We start from the raw sequence: 19,770 nt of genomic DNA on the forward strand, positions 1-19,770 counted from the left end.
CACCTGCGGAGAGCGGAACATGCACGACACTTCGGGCCTCGCCGTACGGGCCCTGACGAAGCGCTACGGGGACCACCGGGCCCTCGACCAGATGTCCTTCGAGGTGAGACCGGGAGAGGTCTTCGGCTTCGTCGGCAGCAACGGCGCGGGCAAGACCACCACGATGCGCATCGCGGTCGGCGTCCTGGAAAGCGACGGCGGCGAGGTGCACTTCGGGGGCAGGCCCGTGGACGCCGCCTCCCGCGCCCGCTTCGGCTACATGCCGGAGGAGCGCGGGCTGTATCCGAAGATGACCGTGGCGAGACAACTCGTCTATCTGGCACGGCTGCACGGCCTCTCCCGCACGGACGCCGCCGACGCCATGCGCACCTGGACCGAGCGGCTCGACGTGGCCCGCTACCGCGACCGCCAGGTGGACTCCCTCAGCCTCGGCAACCAGCAGCGCGTGCAGCTGGCCGCCGCGCTCGTGCACGACCCGCGGGTGCTGCTGCTGGACGAGCCGTTCTCCGGCCTGGACCCGCTGGCCGTGGACACCATGAGCGCCGTACTGCGCGAGCGCGCCGAGCAGGGCGCCCCGGTCCTCTTCTCCAGCCACCAACTCGACCTGGTGGAGCGGCTGTGCGACCGCATCGGCATCGTCCGGGCCGGCTCGATGGTGGCCTGCGGATCGGCCGGCGAACTGCGCGCCGGCGGTGGCGAGGACCTGTACATCGAGATCGAGGGCGCACCGCGCGACTGGGCCCGGACACTGCGCGGCGTCGACTCCTACCGCGACCAGGGGCACGGCACCGTGGTCCGGGTCGCGGACGACTGCGACGAGAGCGAACTCCTGCGGTACGTCGCCTCCTTGGGCAGACTGCGCACCTTCCGGCGCCAACAGGCCACGCTCACCGAGCTGTTCCGCACGTACATGACCGATGCCGACGGGTCCACGGAGGCCGCCGCATGAGCCTTCTCGCCAAGCCCGCGTCCCCGTCGCCGAGCGCCGGGACCGGCGCGTCCGCAAGGGCGGCCGTATGGCTCGTGCTGAGGCGCGAGACGGCCGCCCGGGTCGCCAACCGCGCCTACGTCATCGGTACGTTGCTGAACGTCGCGGTGATCCTCGGCCTGCTGTACTTCTTCGCACCCTCCCCGTCCGGCGAACACCGCACCACCGCGACCGTCTCCGTCGCCGGCGTACCCGTCAACGCGGTCGCCCCGCAGCCCACCGGGGCGTCCGGGGCGGGCGCCACCCGATGGCGCGCGGCCGGCAGCACGCAGGCCGCACGCGACCAGGTCACCGGCAAGAAGGCCGACGCCGCCCTGCTGGTCCACGGATCACGGGTGACGATGCTGGTCAGGGCCGGCACCCCGCCGCAGGTCCGCGCCACGGTCGTGGCCTCCGTACGCCAGTGGGCGACGGCCCGTGCCCTGCACGACCAGAACGTCGACATGGACCGCCTGCAACGCACGGTCACCGCCGCCCTGCCCCGCACCGAGACGGTCGGCGGGCCCTCGCACACCGGAGCCGGCCACGGCGCGGGCCTGGGCGCCGCGGTCGGCATCGTGACGATCCTGTTCTTCCAGCTCTTCGGCTACGGGATGATGGTCGCCCAGGGAGTGGTGGAGGAGAAGTCCACCCGTGTCGTCGAGGTGCTGCTGGCCACCCTCACCCCGCTGCGGCTGATGATCGGCAAGGTCGCCGGCATCGGTGTGGCCGCGGTGCTCCAGACCGCCGTGTTCGGGGTGGCGGCCGTGGTGGCCGTACGGTTCGGCCACGTGCTCCCCGCCCAGTTCCCGGCCACGCCCGCGACGCTCGCCGCACTGGCCTGGTTCGTCCTGGGCTTCGCCTTCTTCGCCTTCGTCTTCGCCGCGGCGGGCTCCCTGGTCTCCCGCGCGGAGGACGTGTCCTCGGCGGTCATGCCGGTCCTCATGAGCACCCTGCTCCCCTTCGGCGTGGCCGTCGCCGCCGCACAGGACCTGGACGCGACCTGGGTCCATGTCGTGCAGTACATCCCGCCGTTCTCGATGCTGATCATGCCGCTTCAGGTCAGCGTCCACGAGGCGGGCTGGGTGCCCAACCTCGCGGCGGCCCTCCTGATGACGGCCGCGGCGGCCGGCCTCGCGGTCCTGTCCGCACGCGTCTACCGGCGCTCGATCCTGCGCATGGGCACAGCGGTGCGCTGGCGCGAGGCGATGACGCCGGCGTGAGGGGTCACGGGTGGTAGCGGGGCGCTCGAGGGCCGGCCCGCACCACCCGGCCCGACCCGACGCCGCCCCCACCGGCGCCGAACGCAAGAACCCCAGGCCGGAGTGATTCCGGCCTGGGGTTCTGGTGGAGCCGCCTTCGGGATTCGAACCCGAGACCTACGCATTACGAGTGCGTTGCTCTGGCCATCTGAGCTAAGGCGGCGCGCTGTCCGCACTATGGTGCGATCAGCAACGTCGGTAAGTCTACACAGTTTCGGGGGGTGCTCCGTACCGGCCCCGGGCCGGGCGGCCGCGGGGCCGGGGGTGGGGTTATGAGCAGCGCTTTCCCTTGGTGGGAGGGGTGCCGTGGAGCAGGTAGGTGTCGATCGCGGAGTCGATGCAGTTGCTGCCCCGGCCGTAGGCGGTGTGTCCGTCGCCGACGTAGGTGAGGAGCCGGGCCGAGGTGAGCTGGCGGGACAGGGACTGGGCCCAGCGGTACGGCGTCGCCGGGTCCCGGGTGGTGCCGACCACGACGATCGGGGCGGCGCCCTTCGCCTCGATGCGGTGCGGCGCGCCGGTGGGCTTCACCGGCCAGTAGGCGCAGTTCAGGGCGGCCCAGGCGAGGCCCTCGCCGAAGACCGGGGACGCCTTCTCGAAGGCCGGGAGCGCCTTCTGCACATCGCCGGGACCGGTGAAGGCGCCTGGAAGATCCAGGCAGTTCACGGCGGCGTTGGCGAACATCAGGTTCGAGTAGCGGGCGCCGGCCTCGCGCTCGTAGTAGCTGTCGGAGAGGACGAGCAGGCCGGCGCCGTCGTGCTCCTTCATCGCCGACGTCAGCCCCTCACGGAGCTGCCCCCACGAGCTCTCGTCGTACATCGCCGCGATCACGCCGGTGGTGGCGAGCGCCTCGCCGAGCTTGCGGCCGTCGGCGTCGCCGGCGGGGATGGGGTGCGCGTCCAGCTTCCTGAAGAACGCGCTGAGGTTCCTGCCGACCTGCGCGGGCGAGGTGCCCTTGTGGCCGAGCGGGCAGTCCGGCTGCCGCACACAGTCCTTCGCGAAGGACTGGAACGCCGTCTCGAACCCCGCCGTCTGGTCCAGGTTCATTTGGCGCGAGGTCAGGGTGGGGTCCATCGCGCCGTCCAGGACCATGCGCCCCACCCGGTCCGGGAAGAGCCCCGCGTACGTCGCGCCGAGGAACGTCCCGTACGACGCCCCCACATACGTCAGCTTCGCGTCGCCCAGCGCCGAGCGCAGGATGTCCATGTCACGGGCCGCCTCGACGGTGGAGACGTGTTGCAGCAGCTTGCCCGAGCGCCTCCCGCAGCCGTTGGCGAACTTCTTGTCCGCGGCGACGAGTTGGCCGGTCTCTTTGCGGTCGTCGGGTGTGTTGTCCGTCTCCGTGTACGCGTCCATCTGGCGGCCGTCGAGGCATTCGACGGGCTCGCTGCGGGCCACGCCGCGCGGATCGACCGCGACCATGTCGTAGCGGGCGCGGACGCTCGCCGGGTAGCCGATGCCGGCGTACTGCTGGAGGTATCCGACCGCCGAGCCGCCCGGCCCGCCGGGGTTCACGAGCAGCGAACCGAGCGGTTTGCCCTTGCCCGTGGCCTTCTTTCGGGCCACGGCGAGCCGCACGTCGCCGGCGCCCGGCCTGGCGTAGTCCAGCGGCGCCTTCATCGTGGCGCACTGGAAGCCGGGGACTCCGCAGCTGCGCCAGCTCAGCTTCTGTCCGTAGTACGGCGTCAGGGCGGACGGCGTCGACTGCGGCAGTGCGGCCAGTGCCGCCTGTGCCGCATGGTCACCGGTTGCGGTGTCGGCGCTGCCGCCGGAGGAGCAGGCGGAGACGAGCAGTGCGGCGGCTGTGAGCAGGACGGCGGCGGTGCGGGGCCGGCAGGGACGGGAGCTGCGCCTGAGGTACATCTGGCGAGCGTAACTCTGCGCAGCCGCCCGAATGCCGTGCGTGCAGGTCGTGGCTCGTACGAATGACAACGTCAACACGCATTGCCCACCCGCGGCGTCAGCCCGCTCTGAGCGCCATCGTCATCGCCTCCACCGCCAGCAGCGGGGCCACATTGCGGTCGAGGGCGTCGCGGCAGGCGGCGATCGCCTCGATACGGCGGAGGGTCGCCTCCGGGGAGCTGCCGCGGGCGAGGCGCTGCAGGGTGTCCTCGGCGTCCGCGTTGGCGATGGCGACGCGGGAGCCGAGCTGGAGGGCGAGGACGTCGCGGTAGAAGCCGGTGAGGTCGGTCAGGGCCACGTCCAGGCTGTCGCGCTGCGTGCGCGTTCTGCGGCGCTTCTGCTTGTCCTCCAGGTCCTTCATCACGCCCGCCGTGCCCCGGGGCAGCCGGCCGCCCTGGGAGGCTCCCAGCGCCGCCTTCAGCTCCTCGGACTCCTTGCCGTCCCGGTCCTCGGCAAGCTGCCTGGCGTCCTCTGCGGCCGCGTCGACGAGTTCCTGGGCGGCCTTGAGCGCGCTGCCGATCTCCTCCACCCGCAGGGGCAGCTTGAGCACGGTGGCGCGGCGCTCACGGGCCGCCGGGTCGGTGGCCAGGCGGCGGGCCCGGTCGATGTGCCCCTGCGTGGCGCGGGCCGCCGCGGCGGCGACGGCCGGTTCGACGCCTTCGCGCCGTACGAGCATGTCGGCGACGGCGTCCACCGAGGGCGTCAGCAGATTGAGGTGACGGCAGCGGGAGCGGATGGTGGGCAGGACGTCCTCGACGGAGGGCGCGCACAGCATCCAGACCGTGCGTGGGGCGGGCTCCTCCACCGCCTTCAGGACGGCGTTGGCCGACTTCTCGTTCAGCCGCTCGGCGTCCTCGACGAGGATGACCTGCCAGCGGCCGGTCGCCGGCGAGGTGTACGACTTGCGGACGGTGTCGCGCATGTCCTCGGCGAGGATCTGCGAGCCGACGGCGGCGACGGTGGTGACGTCCGCGTGCGTGCCGACGAGGGCGGTGTGGCAGCCGTCGCAGAAGCCGCAGCCCGGGGTCCCGCCGAGCGCGCGGTCGGGGCTCACGCACTGGAGCGCGGCGGCGAACGCCCGCGCCGTCTGCGTCCGCCCCGCACCCGGCGGCCCCGTGAACAGCCAGGCATGGGTCATCTTCGACGCCTCGGGCGGCGGCGTGCCGCCGGCGGTCGCGGTGACCAGCGCGTCGGCGTCCCGGGCAGCGGCTTCGAGCTGCCCGGCCACCTTCTCCTGGCCGACGAGGTCGTCCCAGACGCTCATGAGGTCACCCCGCCCCTTCGTCACATGTCACGTTGCGAGATCCATTGTGCGGGGCGGCACTGACAACGGGCGCACCAGAGGGCGCGCCCGGCTCTCAGCCCCGGCGCCCCCGGCCGCGCCTGCCCCGGCCCTGGTCCTCGTCGTGCTCGTCGTCCCGCGGGCCGAGCAGTTCGTCCGCCAGCGTCGGCAGGTCGTCCAGCGGGGTCTCCTCGGCCCAGTCCGGCCGGGCCCGCCGCCGCGGCTCCTCCTCGGCACCGATCTGCGGCATCTCGCGCGTACGGTCCTCGGCCTCGTCCGGCCGCGCCTGGGCGGGATCGTCGCGGAAGTACCCGGGCGGCACCCGGTGCGCGGGGTCGTCGTCCCGCACGGGCGGCAGCACGGCGGTCTCCTCCTCGGGCCCGGGGGTGACCGGCGGCAGCACGGCCGTCTCGTCGGCGGCACCCGGCACGACGGGCGGCAGCACCGCCGTCTCCTCGGCGGCGTCCTCGGGAGCCGGCGGCTTCGGCAGCTTCGCCGTGACCTCGGACTCGGACTCCGCGGCCGGGCGCCTGGCGTTCTTCGCGCCGGCCCGCTTGCCGTCGCGCACCGGCCGCAGCACCGCCGTCTCTTCGACGGGCCCACCCGACGCGTTCGTCGGCGTCACCACCGGCGTCGGCACCGTCGTCGCCTCCGGCGGAACCGCGGGCGCCTTGGGCTGCCGGGGTCCCGCCTCCGCGGCGGCGGCGGCCTCTTCGGCGAGCCGCCGGGCCTCCTCCGCCCGCAGCAGCGCCTCCTCGGCCTTGCGCTGCTTCTCCAGGCGCCGTGCCTCGGCCTCGGCGTGCAGCCGGGCCTCCTCCTCTGCCTGCTTGCGGCGACGGGCCTCCTCGGCCGTGCGGAGGGCCTCCTGCTCGGCGCGCGCCTTCTCCTCAGCGAGGAGCCGTGCCTGCTCCTCCTCGGCACGCTTGCGCGCCTCCTCGGCCCGCAGCCGGGCCTCCTCGGCCTGCCGCTCGGCCTCGCGGCGCTGCGCCTCCTCCAGCTCGCGCCGCTTGCGCTCCTCCTCCTCGGCGCGCAGCCGCTCGAGCTGTTCCTTGCGCTCGCGCTCCAGCCGCTCCTCCTCGGCCTTGCGCGCGGCCTCTTCCTCGGCCTTCCTGCGCGCCTCTTCCTCGGCCTTCTTGCGCGCCTCCTCCTGGGCCTTCACCTCGGCCTCGGACAGCGGCAGCATCAGGTCGAGCCGGTGCCGTACGACGGTGGTGACGGCCTCAGGCTCCTGGCCGGCGTCGACCACCAGATAACGCCCGGGGTCGGCCGCGGCCAGCGTCAGGAAGCCGGAGCGCACGCGCGCGTGGAACTCGGCCGGCTCCGACTCCAGGCGGTCCGGCGCCTCGGTGAACCGCTCGCGCGCGACCTCCGGCGACACGTCCAGCAGCACGGTCAGATGCGGTACGAGGCCGTTCGTCGCCCAGCGGTTGATGCGGGCGATCTCGGTCGGGGACAGGTCCCGGCCCGCTCCCTGGTAGGCCACCGAGGAGTCGACGTAGCGGTCGGTGATGACGACCGCGCCGCGCTCCAGCGCGGGCCGGACCACCGTGTCCACGTGCTCGGCGCGGTCCGCGGCGTACAGCAGCGCCTCCGCGCGGTGGGAGAGCCCCGCGCTCGACACGTCCAGCAGGATCGAACGCAGCCGCTTGCCGACCGGCGTCGCGCCCGGCTCACGCGTCAGCACGACCTCGTGGCCCTTGCCCCTTATCCACTCGGCGAGCGCCTCGGCCTGGGTGGACTTGCCCGCTCCGTCGCCGCCCTCCAGGGCGATGAAGAAGCCGTTCGTGGTGGGCTCCGTCAGCGGGTCGTCGCCGCCGAGCAGCGCGTCCCGCAGGTCGTGCCGCAGCGGCACGCCCGAGCGGTCGTCGACCTTGGCCAGGACGAGCGCGGCCACCGGCAGCAGCAGCGCGCCGACGAGCATCAGCGTGAAAGCGGCGCCGCCGTGCGCGAAAACGAACTTGCCGTTCTCCAGGCGGTGCGGGCCGATCCCCGCCGCCACCACGGGCGCGATCACCGCGCCGAGCGCCACGCACACGCGGACGACCGCGTGCAGGTGCTCGGTCGTGCGCGTGCGCCGGAAGTCCTCGGCCTCCTGGTCGAGGAGTGTGTGGCCGGTGTTGGCGGCCACGCCCGCGCCGATGCCGGCGAGCGCGACGATCAGCAGCACGCTGGTGACGTCCGGGACGAGCCCGGCGGCGAGCAGCGCCACGCCCGTGAAGGCGATCGCCAGCGCCAGCAGCCGGCGCCGCGACAGGGCGGGCAGCAGGGAGGGCGCCGTACGGATGCCGACGACGACGCCGCCGGTCAGCGCGAACACCAGCAGCCCGTACATCACCGGGCCGCCGCCCAGGTCCTTGGCGTGCAGCACGCAGACCGCGACGGCCGCGGAGATCGCGCCCGCGACGGCGGCGCAGGCGAGCACCAGCAGCGGGATGGCGCCCGTACGGCCCTTGTCCACGCCGGTGCCCGTCTTCGGGCGGCGCAGCCCCTCCAGCGGGGAGCGCGCGCGGGGCGTGCGCGTGCCGGGCAGCTCCAGGTAGGTCACCACGGACAGGGACGCGGCGAACAGCCCGGCCGCGACGTACGAGGCGAGCGCCGCCTGGTGCTGCTCGAACCAGTCGATCCCGGCGCCCAGCAGGTTGTTGAGCAGTCCCGCGACTACCAGCGCGGCGGCCGCGGCGGGGATCGCCACGAAACTCGTGCGCAGCGACAGCCGGCGCAGCGCGTCCATGTGGTCCGGCAGCGGCCGTACCGTCGCGCCCTCCGGGGGCGGGGCGGGCAGCAGCGCGGGCGCCGCGCTCTCGCGGCAGACCGTCCAGAAGCGCTCGGCGACTCCGGTCACGAAGGCGCTGACCAGAAGGAAGGCCAGTGCGTTCTCCGGAGTCCAGTCGATCCACAGCGGGGCGACGATGAGCACCGCGGCGCGCAGGCCGTCGGCGCCGACCATGGTCCAGCGGCGGTCGAGCGGGCCCTCCTGCGAGGTCAGTGAGGTCAGCGGCCCGAGGAGCACGGCGCCGAAGAGCAGCGTCGCCAGGATGCGCGCCGCGAAAACGGTCGCCACTGCGAACGCCACGCCGCGATAACCGCCGCCGAACGAGCCCTGGCTGATCGCCGCCTGGAGGGCGAGGAGCACCAGCACGAGGAGGGCGAGGGTGTCACCGATGCCGCCCACGAGCTGCGCGCTCCACAACCTCCGCATCTGCGGCCGGCGCAGCAGGGAGCGGACGGCGCGCTCGCGGGAATCCGCCGCAAGGGCGTCGTCGGGGGCCGGGTGGTGGGCCGTTGGCTGCTCGGCTCGCGTCATGCGTTCAGCCTATCGGGACCTGCTGACAGCCCGTGGGGCGCGCCCGAACGTGCGCACGCCCCGACACCAAAGCGATATCGGGGCGTGCGTTTTGCGAAGTCTCCGTGGAGGAAGGCGTCTCGGCTCAGTCGTCCGACGCCGTCTTCGAAGCCGCCGTCTTCTTGGTGGCGGTCTTCTTCGCGGTCGTCTTCTTCGCGGCCGTGGTCGTCTTCTTCGCGGCGGTCTTCTTGGCGGCCGTCGCCTTCTTGGCCGGGGCCTTCTTCGCGGCCGCCTTCTTCACGGTCTTCTTGGCGGGCCCCTTCGCCCGCTTCTCCGCGAGGAGTTCGAAGCCGCGCTCCGGGGTGATCGTCTCGACGCTGTCGCCGGAGCGCAGGGTCGCGTTGGTCTCCCCGTCGGTGACGTACGGCCCGAAGCGACCGTCCTTGACGACCACCGGCTTCTCGCTGACCGGGTCGGTGCCCAGCTCCTTCAGCGGCGGCTTGGCGGCGGCCCGGCCGCGCTGCTTGGGCTGGGAGTAGATCTGCAGCGCCTCTTCGAGGGTGATCGTGAAGAGCTGGTCCTCGGAGGTGAGCGAGCGCGAGTCCGTGCCCTTCTTCAGGTACGGGCCGTAGCGGCCGTTCTGCGCGGTGATCTCCTGGCCCTCGGCGTCGGTGCCGACGACACGGGGCAGCGACATCAGCTTCAGCGCGTCCTCGAGCGTCACCGTGTCGAGCGACATCGACTTGAACAGCGAGGCCGTACGCGGCTTGACGGCGTTCTTGCCGGTCTTCGGGGTGCCCTCGGGGAGCACCTCGGTGACGTACGGGCCGTAACGGCCGTCCCGGGCGATGATCTGGTGGCCCGACGCCGGGTCGGCGCCGAGCTCGAAGTCGCCGCTCGGCTTGGCGAGGAGTTCCTCCGCGAACTCCACGCTGAGCTCGTCCGGCGCGAGGTCCTCGGGCACGTCCGCCCGCTGGTGGTTCTCGGAGTCCTTCTCGCCGCGCTCGATGTAGGGGCCGTAGCGCCCGACCCGGAGCACGATGCCGTTGCCCACCGGGAACGTCGAGACCTCGCGCGCGTCGATCGCGCCCAGGTCGGTCACCAGCTCCTTGAGGCCGCCGAGGTGGTCCCCGTCGCCGTTGCCCGCCTCGGCCGCGGTGCCGTTGTGGCCCGGCACCGTCTCGCCGAAGTAGAACCGCTTCAGCCACGGCACGGCCTGCGCCTCGCCGCGGGCGATGCGGTCGAGGTCGTCCTCCATCTTGGCGGTGAAGTCGTAGTCGACGAGCCGCCCGAAGTGCTTCTCGAGGAGGTTGACCACGGCGAAGGACAGGAAGGACGGGACGAGTGCCGTGCCCTTCTTGAAGACGTAGCCGCGGTCGAGGATCGTGCCGATGATCGACGCGTACGTCGACGGGCGGCCGATCTCGCGCTCCTCGAGCTCCTTGACCAGGCTGGCCTCGGTGTAGCGGGCCGGCGGTTTGGTCGCGTGGCCGTCGACGGTGAGCTCCTCGGCCGTGAGGGCGTCGCCCTCGGCGACCTGCGGCAGCCTGCGCTCGCGGTCGTCCAGCTCGGCGTTCGGGTCGTCGGCGCCCTCGACGTAGGCCTTCAGGAAGCCGTGGAAGGTGATCGTCTTGCCGGAGGCGCTGAACTCGACGTCCCGGCCGTCGGCCGCGGCGCCGCCGATCTTCACCGTGACCGAGTTACCGGTCGCGTCCTTCATCTGCGAGGCGACCGTGCGCTTCCAGATCAGCTCGTAGAGCTTGAACTGGTCGCCGGTCAGGCCGGTCTCGGCGGGCGTACGGAAACGATCACCGGAGGGGCGGATCGCCTCGTGCGCCTCCTGTGCGTTCTTGACCTTTCCGGCGTACGTCCGCGGCTGCGGCGGGAGGTAGTCGGCCCCGTAGAGCTGGGTCACCTGGGCGCGGGCGGCGTTCACGGCGGTGTCGCTGAGCGTCGTGGAGTCCGTACGCATGTAGGTGATGTAGCCGTTCTCGTACAGCTTCTGCGCGACCTGCATGGTGGCCTTCGCGCCGAAGCCGAGCTTGCGGCTCGCCTCCTGCTGCAGCGTCGTCGTACGGAACGGGGCGTACGGCGAGCGGCGGTACGGCTTCGACTCGACGGACCGAACCGAGAACCGGGTGTTCTCCAGGGCGGCGGCGAGCGCGCGGGCGTTCGCCTCGTCGAGGTGCAGGGTGTTCGGGCTCTTGATCTGGCCCAGGGAGTCGAAGTCGCGGCCCTGCGCGACCCGCCTGCCGTCGACGGTCTGCAGGCGGGCGACCAGCGACGACGGGTCCGACGGGTCTCCCGCGCGGCCGGTCGCGAAGGTGCCCGTCAGGTCCCAGTACTCGGCCGAGCGGAAGGCGATGCGCTCGCGCTCCCGCTCCACCACGAGCCGGGTGGCGACGGACTGGACACGGCCGGCCGACAGGCGCGGCATGACCTTCTTCCACAGGACCGGCGAGACCTCGTAGCCGTAGAGGCGGTCGAGGATGCGGCGGGTCTCCTGGGCGTCGACCATGCGCTGGTTGAGATCGCGCGGGTTGGCGACGGCGGCCCGGATGGCGTCCTTGGTGATCTCGTGGAACACCATGCGCTTGACCGGGACCTTGGGCTTCAGCACCTCAAGGAGGTGCCACGCGATGGCCTCGCCCTCGCGGTCCTCATCGGTGGCGAGGAAGAGTTCGTCGGAGTCCTTCAGCAGGTCCTTGAGCTTCTTGACCTGGGCGCGCTTGTCGGCGTTGACCACATAGATGGGCTGGAAGTCGTGTTCGACGTCCACACCGAGGCGGCGGACCTCGCCGGTGTACTTCTCGGGCACCTCCGCGGCGCCGTTGGGAAGGTCACGGATGTGCCCGACGCTGGCCTCGACGATGTAGCCGGGGCCGAGATAGCCCTTGATCGTCTTCGCCTTGGCAGGCGACTCGACGATGACGAGTCGGCGGCCGCCGTGCGCGGTCTCGCTGGTCGGGGACAACTTCGCTCTTCTCTCCGGTCGACGCTGGGGCCTCCCCGGGGGTGTTCGTCCCGGGGGCGGGTCGTGGTGACGCTGCGGAGTGTGACGGTACATCCCGCCCCCGTGTCAAACGGGAAAAGCCCGCAACGGCCACTCGAACGGTAACCCGACTTCCGCCATTCCTGCCGCCCGGCGTACCCACCGGCCTTTTCGAGCCGGTCCGGAGGATCACCTCTCAATTATCGGAGCCGCAGCTCCGGGGCGGCTTTCAGACCCGGGTGAAGCACCAGGTTCCGAGAACGAGCGCGATCACCGAGGCGACACTCGCGAGAGTCACCGATGCGACAGGGCTCACACCGTGCGCAACGGGCTCGCCGTGCCGCACCCGGGCCACGGTCCACACCAGAAGCGCCCCTCCGAACAGGGCGAACACCACTCCGGCGAAGATCGCCGGTCCGCTCTCCATGGCTCCCCGTGCCCCTTTTCTCCCGTTCGCGAGTGCCCGGTCCCGCGAGACTGACACGCGCGGGCGGCGCACAGGCGAACCCGGGGTGAACGGGGAGCCGAGGGACCTGTGCGGTCACCCCACGGCCCGGGCCCGACCCCGGCCCCGCGGCCGGAGCGCAGCCGGTCCCGCGGCCGGGCTCAGACCGCACCGGGCGCGGGTATCTTTCCGGTCGTCTTCGAGTTGTCGGCCTGACTCACCGTGCACACCGCCTTGGTGAAGCCGCGGTCCCAGTCGTTCTGGTCGGCCACCCAGCCGTAGACGACGCGCTCGGATCCCGGCGCCCAGGTCGACTCGAATTTGTTGCTGCACAGCTTGTTCGCGTTGTCGATGCCGTTCTTGTAGCTCATTTCGCCGGGGGCCGGAACGGACCCGATGACCTGCTCGGTGTGGGGTTTGGCGCAGTCGGTGAGCGGCGCCTTGTAACCGTCCTGGACTTCCTTGTAGTCCCAGCAGTCACCGACGCTCATCTGACCGACCCACAAATTCGAGCCCTCGTCCCGGAAACGGCCCACCTCGCCGCCTATCGCGGCATGCCGGCCGAGTACGAGACATGGCGTACCGCTGCCGGCCGCGGCGAACCCCTCCCTGGTCGGCAGGACGGCGTAGGCCTCCGCGTCCGGCAGCTCGCCGACGACCTCCTTGCTCTGACTCGCGCAGCGCTTCGCGCTCTGTGCGCGGGCCTGGCCGTAGTCGTCGGCCGTGTCGACCGCCACGACCTGGCCGTCCGGCCAGTCGCCGGCGCAGTCGACCACACCGAGGTTGGGCACCGACCTGAACGGCGTCCCCGACCAGACCGCCTTCACGCAGTCCCCGGTCTCCAGCGGCTTGCTGAGCCCGACCACTGCGCCGTACGGCAGCACGGGCCCCGTCGGCGGCGGGGACTTCGTCGACGTGCTCGCCGAGGGCTTCTTCTTGGCCACCGCGCTGTTCTTCCCGCCCCCGCCGTGCCCGCCGGCCAGGGCGACGAGCCCCCAGGTGCCACCGGCGACGACGAGGACGGCGCCCACGACCAGGGCGACGATCGCGAGCGTCCTTTTCCTGCGGGGCTCCGGTCCACGCGGCCCAGGCACCGGACCGCCCGTGCCGGGCGCGGTCGGCGCGATCGCGTTCCCGTAGCCACCCGGGGTGCCGCCCGCGTACGGCGACGGGGGCTGCGCGTAGGGCGAGGCGGGGCCCTGCGCGTACGGGTTGGCCGGATCGGCGGGGTTCTGCGGGCCGGGCTGCCGCCACGTGCTGTACGGCGGTCCGCCGGGCGCTCCCGCGAGTGCGGCCGGACCGGCGGCGCGGGCTCCCGGGGTGTCGGGGCCGCCCGGCGGGGTGTGCGGCGTGTGCGGTGTGTGGGGCGGCGCACCGGGCGTGTGCGGAGTACCGGGACCCCCGGGCTGTCCGCCATGGCCCTCGGCGGCCGCCGCCGCACCGAACCCCTCGGGTGGCGGCCCGAACCCGGGCGGCGGGAAGCCGTAGCCCTGCGGCGCCGCCGACGCGTCCGCCCCCGGTGCCGGGCCGAGACCCCCCGCCGAGGATGCGCCCCAGCCCGGCGTCGCGGCCCCGGACCCGGCGCTCGCCGCCTGCTGCACCACCCGCTGCAGGCCGCGCGCGACCGTCTCCGGCGAGGACCGGCGCATGGGGTCCTTGACCAGTAACCCCTGGAGCACCGGCGCCAGTTCGCCCGCGCGGACGGGCGCCGTGGGCTCCTCGCCGAGGAGGGCCGTCAGGGTGGCGTAGTCGCCGTGCCGGTCGAAGGGGCCCCGGCCCTCGACGGCGGCGTAGAGCGTGGCGCCCAGCGAGAACAGGTCGGCGGCCGGGGTGGGCGGCTCGCCCCGTGCCCGCTCGGGGGCGAGATAGCCGGGTGTGCCGAGGATGCCGGCCGTGGCGGTGAGCCGGGGCTCGCGGGACTCGGGCTGGAGGGCGATGCCGTAGTCGGTGAGCAGCACGCGCGCGTAGGGATCGCCCGAAGCGTCGGGCGCCAGAAGGATGTTGGCCGGTTTCACATCCCTGTGGAGGATGCCGATGCGGTGTCCCGCGGTGAGCGCGTCGAGGACGGCGAGCCCGATACGGGCCACCTGGGCGGGCGGCAGCGGGCCGGAACGCCGTACGACCGCCTGGAGATCGACGGCGTCCGGCACGTACTCCATGACGATCCAGGGCAGGCCCTCGTGCATCACCACGTCGTGCACCGTCGCCACATGCGGGTGCCCGCGCAGACGGGCCGCGTGCCGGGCCTCGCTGCGGGCGCGGGCGATGCGCTGGGCGGGCTCGTCCACCGGCATGTCCGGAAGCGCGATCTCCTTCAGCGCGACTTCGCAGGCCAGCTCGTCGTCGTAGGCGAGCCAGACCCGGCCCATGCCGCCCGCGCCCAGCGTCCGCAGCAGCCGGTACCGGCCGTGGATCACCCTGCCTTCGCCCTGTTCCGGCGTGTCCCCCGTCATCGTGCCTCCCCCGAGACAGCGCGCCTCCCCCGAGGACGCGTGGAGCCTGTCTCTCGAAGGTAGCTTCGCACCCGCCACTGACAGGAGGCTTTTTCGGGATCAATCCCGTCAGAGCGGACACATGGGTATCAAGGGGTGCCAGGTGGGCGGGCCCGTCTCAGCCGTCGCTCGCGGCTCACGCCGGCTCGATGAACCCCTGCTCCACCAGCAGCCTGATCTGCGCCGGCGTGCGGTCGCGCAGCAACACCGGGTCCTCGCCGACCAGTTGGGCGATCGCGTCCAGGATGCGGCTCGCGCTGAGCGTGCCGTCGCAGACACCGGCGAAGCCCGCGCCGACCGTGTCCACCTTGGTGGCCCGGCGCATGCCGCGGTTCTGCCGCAGCACCACGTGCTCCGGGTCCTCGGCGCCCGGCAGCCCGACCTGCTCCTGGACCACCTCGGTGACGAGCCTGAAGTGCCCCGTCAGCAGGGCCGCGTCGTCGTGCGCCCGCAGATAGTCGAGGCGCTCGAAGTGGGCCCGTACCGTCTCGCCCAGCGGCTGCTCGACCGGGTGCGGCCACTCCTCGACGGTGACCGAGGGCACGACAGCGCCCGTGCGCCGCAGGGTGATCCAGCCGAACCCGACGGCCCTCACCTTGCGCGCCTCGAACTCGTCCAGCCATGCGTCGTAGCGCGCCTGGTACTCGGCCGGGTCGCCCCGGTGGTCACCGGCGTCCCTGAGCCACAGCTCGGCGTACTGCGTGATGTCCTGCACCTCGCGCTGCACGATCCAGGCGTCGCACCCGCGCGGCACCCACGACCTGACCCGGTCCTGCCAGTCCTCCCCCTCGACGTGCTGCCAGTTGGCGAGGAACTGCGCGAACCCGCCCTCGTTCAGCCGCTCCCCCGCTCCCTGAACGATCGAGCGGCACAGATCGTCCCCGCCCATCCCGCCGTCGCGGTAGGTCAGCCGTGCGCCTGGGGAGATCACGAAGGGAGGGTTCGAGACGATCAGGTCGTACTTCTCGTCGTCGCGCAGCGGCTCGAAGAGCGAGCCCTCGCGCAGGTCGGCCGCGGGGGCGCCGGAGAGGGCCAGGGTGAGGGCGGTGATGTGCAGCGCGCGCGGGTTGAGATCGGTCGCCGTCACGCGCGTGGCGTGCTGCGCGGCGTGCAGCGCCTGGATGCCGGAGCCGGTGCCGAGGTCGAGGGCCGCGGCGACGGGCCTGCGGACGGTGATGCCCGCCAGGGTCGTGGACGCCCCGCCGACGCCGAGCACGACGCCTTCCTCGCGGCTGCCGATCCCGCCGGCGCCGCCGACGGCGCACCCGAGGTCGGAGACGATGAACCAGTCCTCGCCGTCGGGCCCGCCGTAGGGCCGCACGTCCACGGTCGCCGCGACCTCGTCCCCGCCGGCCGCCACCAGCCACCCGCTCTCCAGGCACGCCTCGAGGGGCAGCACGGCCTCCACGCGCGCGTGCGGCACCGGCTGCTGGAGCAGGAAGAGCCGGACGAGGATCTCCAGCGGGGTGTCCCCGCGGGTCGCCCTGAGGGCGGGCACGATCTCGCTGCGCGCCAGCGCCGCGTACGCGGGGGCGCCGAGCAGCTCGAGCAGCCCGTCGGCGGTGAAGGACGCCGCGAGCAGGGCGTCCCGCAGCGGGGCTGCGACGCCGGGACGGCCGGAGGCGGGGACGGCGGGCAGAGAGGGCAGGCCTGAGGTACTCACGCCCCCATTGTGGCGGGGAGAGGCGGCCGCCTGCAGCACCTGTCCGGCGTCAGCTCGCCGTCGCCGGAGCCGAGGTGGACGCGGCCTTGCAGCTCTCCTGCTTCGCCATCGCCTTGCCGACGTCGCCCTCCTCGAGGGTCTTCAGCGCGTCGTTCCCGCTCTTGCTGAGCTTGTCCAGCGAGGTTGCGATGTCCTTGAGGCCGTCGGCGAACTTCGCCTGGTCCTTGGTGTCGAGCTTGTCGACCTGCGTCTTCAGCGAGGCGTACGACGCGGAGATCTGGTCGAGCTCCTTGACCGCGTTCTTCTGCTTCTTCTCGCCGTTGTCCACGTCCGGCACGCCGGCCTTCTGCACGGCCGCGCCGATCGCTTTGTAGGCGTCGGACATGTCCTGGAAGGCCTGCGCGTCGGTCTTCTGGACCTCCTCGGGCGTGCTGTTGTCCGAGGTCTCCTTCTGGATCGCGGCGTTGGCGGCCTCGACCTTCTTGGCCTGCGGCTGTACCGCGTCGCAGACCTGCTTGGCCCAGGCGTCCAGCTTGTCGTTGCCCTTGTCACTGCTGCATCCCGACAGCGCCAGTACCAGTACCGCACCGCCGGACAGTGCGGCCGCGAGCTTCTTGTTCACCGGATCGGTCCCTTCCATGGCTCTCGGCCCCGGAACATACACGGCACCCACGCGGCAACCGCACGCCGAGCGTCCGGTTCAGTCACTTTTCATGCTTTTTGCACCAGGCGAGAGAAGGCTCACGGTGAGGGTGTGAACACACGAGACGGGCGGGAGACGCGTCAATACGCGCCTCCCGCCCGCCCCTTGAGCCGGGCCTCGTAGGACCGCCTACGAAACCACCGCGGGATCCGCCGAGTTGGCCACCCGCTCGGCACCGGGCTCGTCGCCCACGGCGATACCGCGCCGCTTGGAGACGTAGACCGCGCCGACGATGACGAGCAGGGCGAGGATCGCGATCGTGATCCGGATGCCGAGGTTCTTGTCGTCGCCGTAACTGAATTTGATCACCGCGGGTGCGATGAGCAGCGACACCAGGTTCATCACCTTCAGCAGCGGGTTGATCGCGGGCCCCGCGGTGTCCTTGAAGGGGTCGCCGACCGTGTCGCCGATCACCGTGGCGGCGTGGGCCTCACTGCCCTTGCCGCCGTGGTGGCCGTCCTCCACGAGCTTCTTGGCGTTGTCCCAGGCGCCACCGGAGTTGGCCAGGAACACCGCCATCAGGGTGCCCGTGCCGATCGCACCGGCCAGGAACGACCCGAGCGCGCCGACACCGAGCGTGAACCCGATGGCGATGGGCGCCATGACCGCCAGCAGACCCGGCGTCGTGAGCTCCCGTAGCGCGTCCTTGGTGCAGATGTCGACTACGCGGCCGTACTCGGGCTTCTCGGTGTAGTCCATGATCCCGGGATGCTCGCGGAACTGCCGCCGCACCTCGTACACCACGGAACCCGCCGACCGCGACACCGCGTTGATCGCCAGCCCCGAGAAGAGGAAGACGACCGCCGCGCCCGCGATGAGCCCGACGAGGTTGTTGGGCTGCGAGATGTCCATCATCAGGTTCAGCGGCGCGCCTGCCCCGGACAGCTTCTCGCCCACGTCATGCGCGCCGGTGGTGATCGCGTCGCGGTACGACCCGAAGAGCGCCGACGCCGCCAGGACGGCGGTGGCGATGGCGATGCCCTTCGTGATCGCCTTGGTGGTGTTGCCGACCGCGTCGAGGTTGGTGAGCACCTGCGCGCCCGCGCCGGTGACGTCGCCGGACATCTCGGCGATGCCCTGCGCGTTGTCCGAGACCGGTCCGAAGGTGTCCATCGCGACGATCACGCCGACCGTGGTGAGCAGGCCGGTGCCGGCCAGCGCCACCGCGAACAGTGCGAGCATGATCGACGTGCCGCCGAGCAGGAAGGCCCCGTACACACTGAGGCCGATCAGCAGAGCGGTGTAGACGGCCGACTCGAGACCGAGCGAGATACCGGCGAGGATCACGGTGGCCGGACCCGTGAGCGAGGTCTTGCCGATGTCCATGACGGGGCGGCGGTTGGTCTCGGTGAAGTAGCCGGTCAGCTGCTGGATGACGGCGGCCAGCAGGATGCCGATCGCCACCGCGACGAGCGCGAGGATGCGCGGGTCACCGTCCTTGGCCTGGATCGCGGCGTCGGTGACGCCCTTGAGGTCCGAGTACTTCGCCGGCAGATAGGCGTAGACCGCCGCGGCCACCAGCACGAGCGAGATCGCCGCGGAGATGAAGAAGCCACGGTTGATCGCGGTCATGCCGCTGCGGTCCGAGCGGCGCGGGGCCACGGCGAAGATGCCGATCATCGCCGTGAGCACGCCGATCGCGGGCACGAGCAGGGGGAACGCGAGTCCCGAGTCGCCGAAGGCCACCTTGCCGAGGATCAGCGCGGCGACCAGGGTCACGGCGTACGACTCGAAGAGGTCGGCCGCCATGCCCGCACAGTCGCCGACGTTGTCGCCCACGTTGTCGGCGATGGTCGCGGCATTGCGCGGGTCGTCCTCCGGAATGCCCTTCTCGACCTTGCCGACCAGGTCGGCGCCGACGTCGGCGGCCTTGGTGAAGATGCCGCCACCGACACGCATGAACATGGCGATCAAGGCGGCCCCAAGGCCGAAGCCTTCGAGCACTTTCGGCGCGTTGGCCGCGTACACCAGCACCACGCAGGAGGCGCCCAGCAGACCGAGCCCCACTGTGAACATGCCGACGACGCCGCCCGTGCGGAAAGCGATCTTCATGGCTTTGTGCGAGACGGCGGTGAGATCCTTTTCCGGCTCACCTTCCGCGGGAGTCGCTTCCCGGGCCGCCGCGGCGACGCGGACATTACTGCGCACGGCGAGCCACATGCCGGTATAGCCGGTGGCCGCCGAGAACGCCGCGCCGATCAGAAAGAAGATCGATCGCCCGGCGCGCTGATTCCAGTCGTCCGCAGGCAACAGCATGAGCAGGAAGAACACGACGACGGCGAATACGCCGAGCGTGCGCAGCTGCCGGGCCAGATAGGCGTTCGCGCCTTCCTGGACCGCTGCCGCGATCTTCTTCATGCTGTCGGTGCCCTCGCCCGCCGCGAGCACCTGGCGCACCAGGACTCCCGCGACCACGAGTGCGGCCAGCGCGACGACACCGATGATCATCACGATGATCCGGTTGTCGTCCGTCAGTACGGCGGCTGCGAGGTTAGTGGGGTGATCAAACTGCTGAGGGGTAGAAAGCCCCGCCATTCGTCCTCCTTGACGCTTGGGCTGAGCTCAAGATGTGGACGGATTCTAGGTACCTCGACCTGATCAAAACAGACCACGGTAAACGGAATTAGCCTTCACATGCTCTACAGCAAATGATCGACATCAGGCCACAGAACCCGAAAGAGGTAATGCCTCAAAAGCATTGACGCTCAGATTGGCGCTTGATCAAATGATCGGCTGATTGATCGTGAATTCCTTCACGAATTCGCGGGGAACACCCGGAAAA

General features: G+C 71.8%; 11 protein-coding genes and 1 tRNA gene. 2 read left to right on the top strand and 10 right to left on the bottom strand.

Annotated elements, in window-relative coordinates:
• Nucleotides 1–19 precede the first annotated feature (19 nt).
• Together ACIBN2_RS25835 and ACIBN2_RS25840 are read left to right on the top strand one after the other, a co-directional pair.
• On the top strand, nt 20–949 hold the full coding sequence (locus tag ACIBN2_RS25835; RefSeq protein ID WP_399137621.1) for an ABC transporter ATP-binding protein: 930 nt from the start codon (nt 20–22) through the stop codon (nt 947–949).
• Entirely contained in the window at nt 946–2,190 is a 1,245-nt protein-coding gene (locus ACIBN2_RS25840; RefSeq protein ID WP_399137623.1) for an ABC transporter permease, read from the top strand. Before ACIBN2_RS25835 ends, ACIBN2_RS25840 begins: the two co-directional genes overlap by 4 nt.
• A 125-nt stretch (nt 2,191–2,315) precedes the next feature.
• Here the strand turns inward: ACIBN2_RS25840 and ACIBN2_RS25845 are convergent.
• From ACIBN2_RS25845 to ACIBN2_RS25890, 10 genes are all read right to left on the bottom strand, one after another.
• Nucleotides 2,316–2,392: transfer RNA gene (locus tag ACIBN2_RS25845), tRNA-Thr, on the bottom strand.
• A gap of 107 nt (nt 2,393–2,499) precedes the next feature.
• Nucleotides 2,500–4,089: an alpha/beta hydrolase gene (locus ACIBN2_RS25850; RefSeq protein WP_399137624.1), complete on the bottom strand. Its 1,590-nt coding sequence runs from the start codon at nt 4,087–4,089 to the stop codon at nt 2,500–2,502.
• Nucleotides 4,090–4,186: 97 nt separating this feature from the next.
• Complete coding sequence (locus ACIBN2_RS25855; RefSeq protein WP_399137625.1) at nt 4,187–5,392, bottom strand: DNA polymerase III subunit delta'; 1,206 nt, start codon at nt 5,390–5,392, stop codon at nt 4,187–4,189.
• Nucleotides 5,393–5,486: 94 nt separating this feature from the next.
• Nucleotides 5,487–8,714: a dTMP kinase gene (gene tmk, locus ACIBN2_RS25860; RefSeq protein ID WP_399137626.1), complete on the bottom strand. Its 3,228-nt coding sequence runs from the start codon at nt 8,712–8,714 to the stop codon at nt 5,487–5,489.
• Between the two features lie 124 nt (nt 8,715–8,838).
• A complete protein-coding gene (gene topA / locus ACIBN2_RS25865) occupies nt 8,839–11,667 on the bottom strand; it encodes a type I DNA topoisomerase (protein ID WP_399137629.1) in 2,829 nt (942 codons plus the stop codon).
• Nucleotides 11,668–11,914: 247 nt separating this feature from the next.
• Nucleotides 11,915–12,112 carry a hypothetical protein gene (locus ACIBN2_RS25870; protein WP_399137631.1) on the bottom strand — a complete coding sequence of 66 codons (198 nt, stop codon included), beginning with the start codon at nt 12,110–12,112 and terminating at the stop codon, nt 11,915–11,917.
• A 179-nt stretch (nt 12,113–12,291) separates the two neighbouring features.
• A complete protein-coding gene (locus ACIBN2_RS25875) occupies nt 12,292–14,583 on the bottom strand; it encodes a serine/threonine-protein kinase (protein WP_399137633.1) in 2,292 nt (763 codons plus the stop codon).
• 175 nt (nt 14,584–14,758) lie between these two features.
• Entirely contained in the window at nt 14,759–16,285 is a 1,527-nt protein-coding gene (locus tag ACIBN2_RS25880) for a methyltransferase (protein ID WP_399137635.1), read from the bottom strand.
• 49 nt (nt 16,286–16,334) lie between these two features.
• Nucleotides 16,335–16,925, bottom strand: coding sequence for a small secreted protein (locus tag ACIBN2_RS25885; protein ID WP_399137636.1), 591 nt, complete (start codon nt 16,923–16,925; stop codon nt 16,335–16,337).
• A 192-nt stretch (nt 16,926–17,117) separates the two neighbouring features.
• Entirely contained in the window at nt 17,118–19,523 is a 2,406-nt protein-coding gene (locus tag ACIBN2_RS25890; RefSeq protein ID WP_399137638.1) for a sodium-translocating pyrophosphatase, read from the bottom strand.
• Between the last annotated feature and the right edge of the window lie 247 nt (nt 19,524–19,770).

The sequence above is a fragment of the Streptomyces sp. NPDC050534 genome, from assembly GCF_044457745.1.
Taxonomy (GTDB): domain Bacteria; phylum Actinomycetota; class Actinomycetes; order Streptomycetales; family Streptomycetaceae; genus Streptomyces.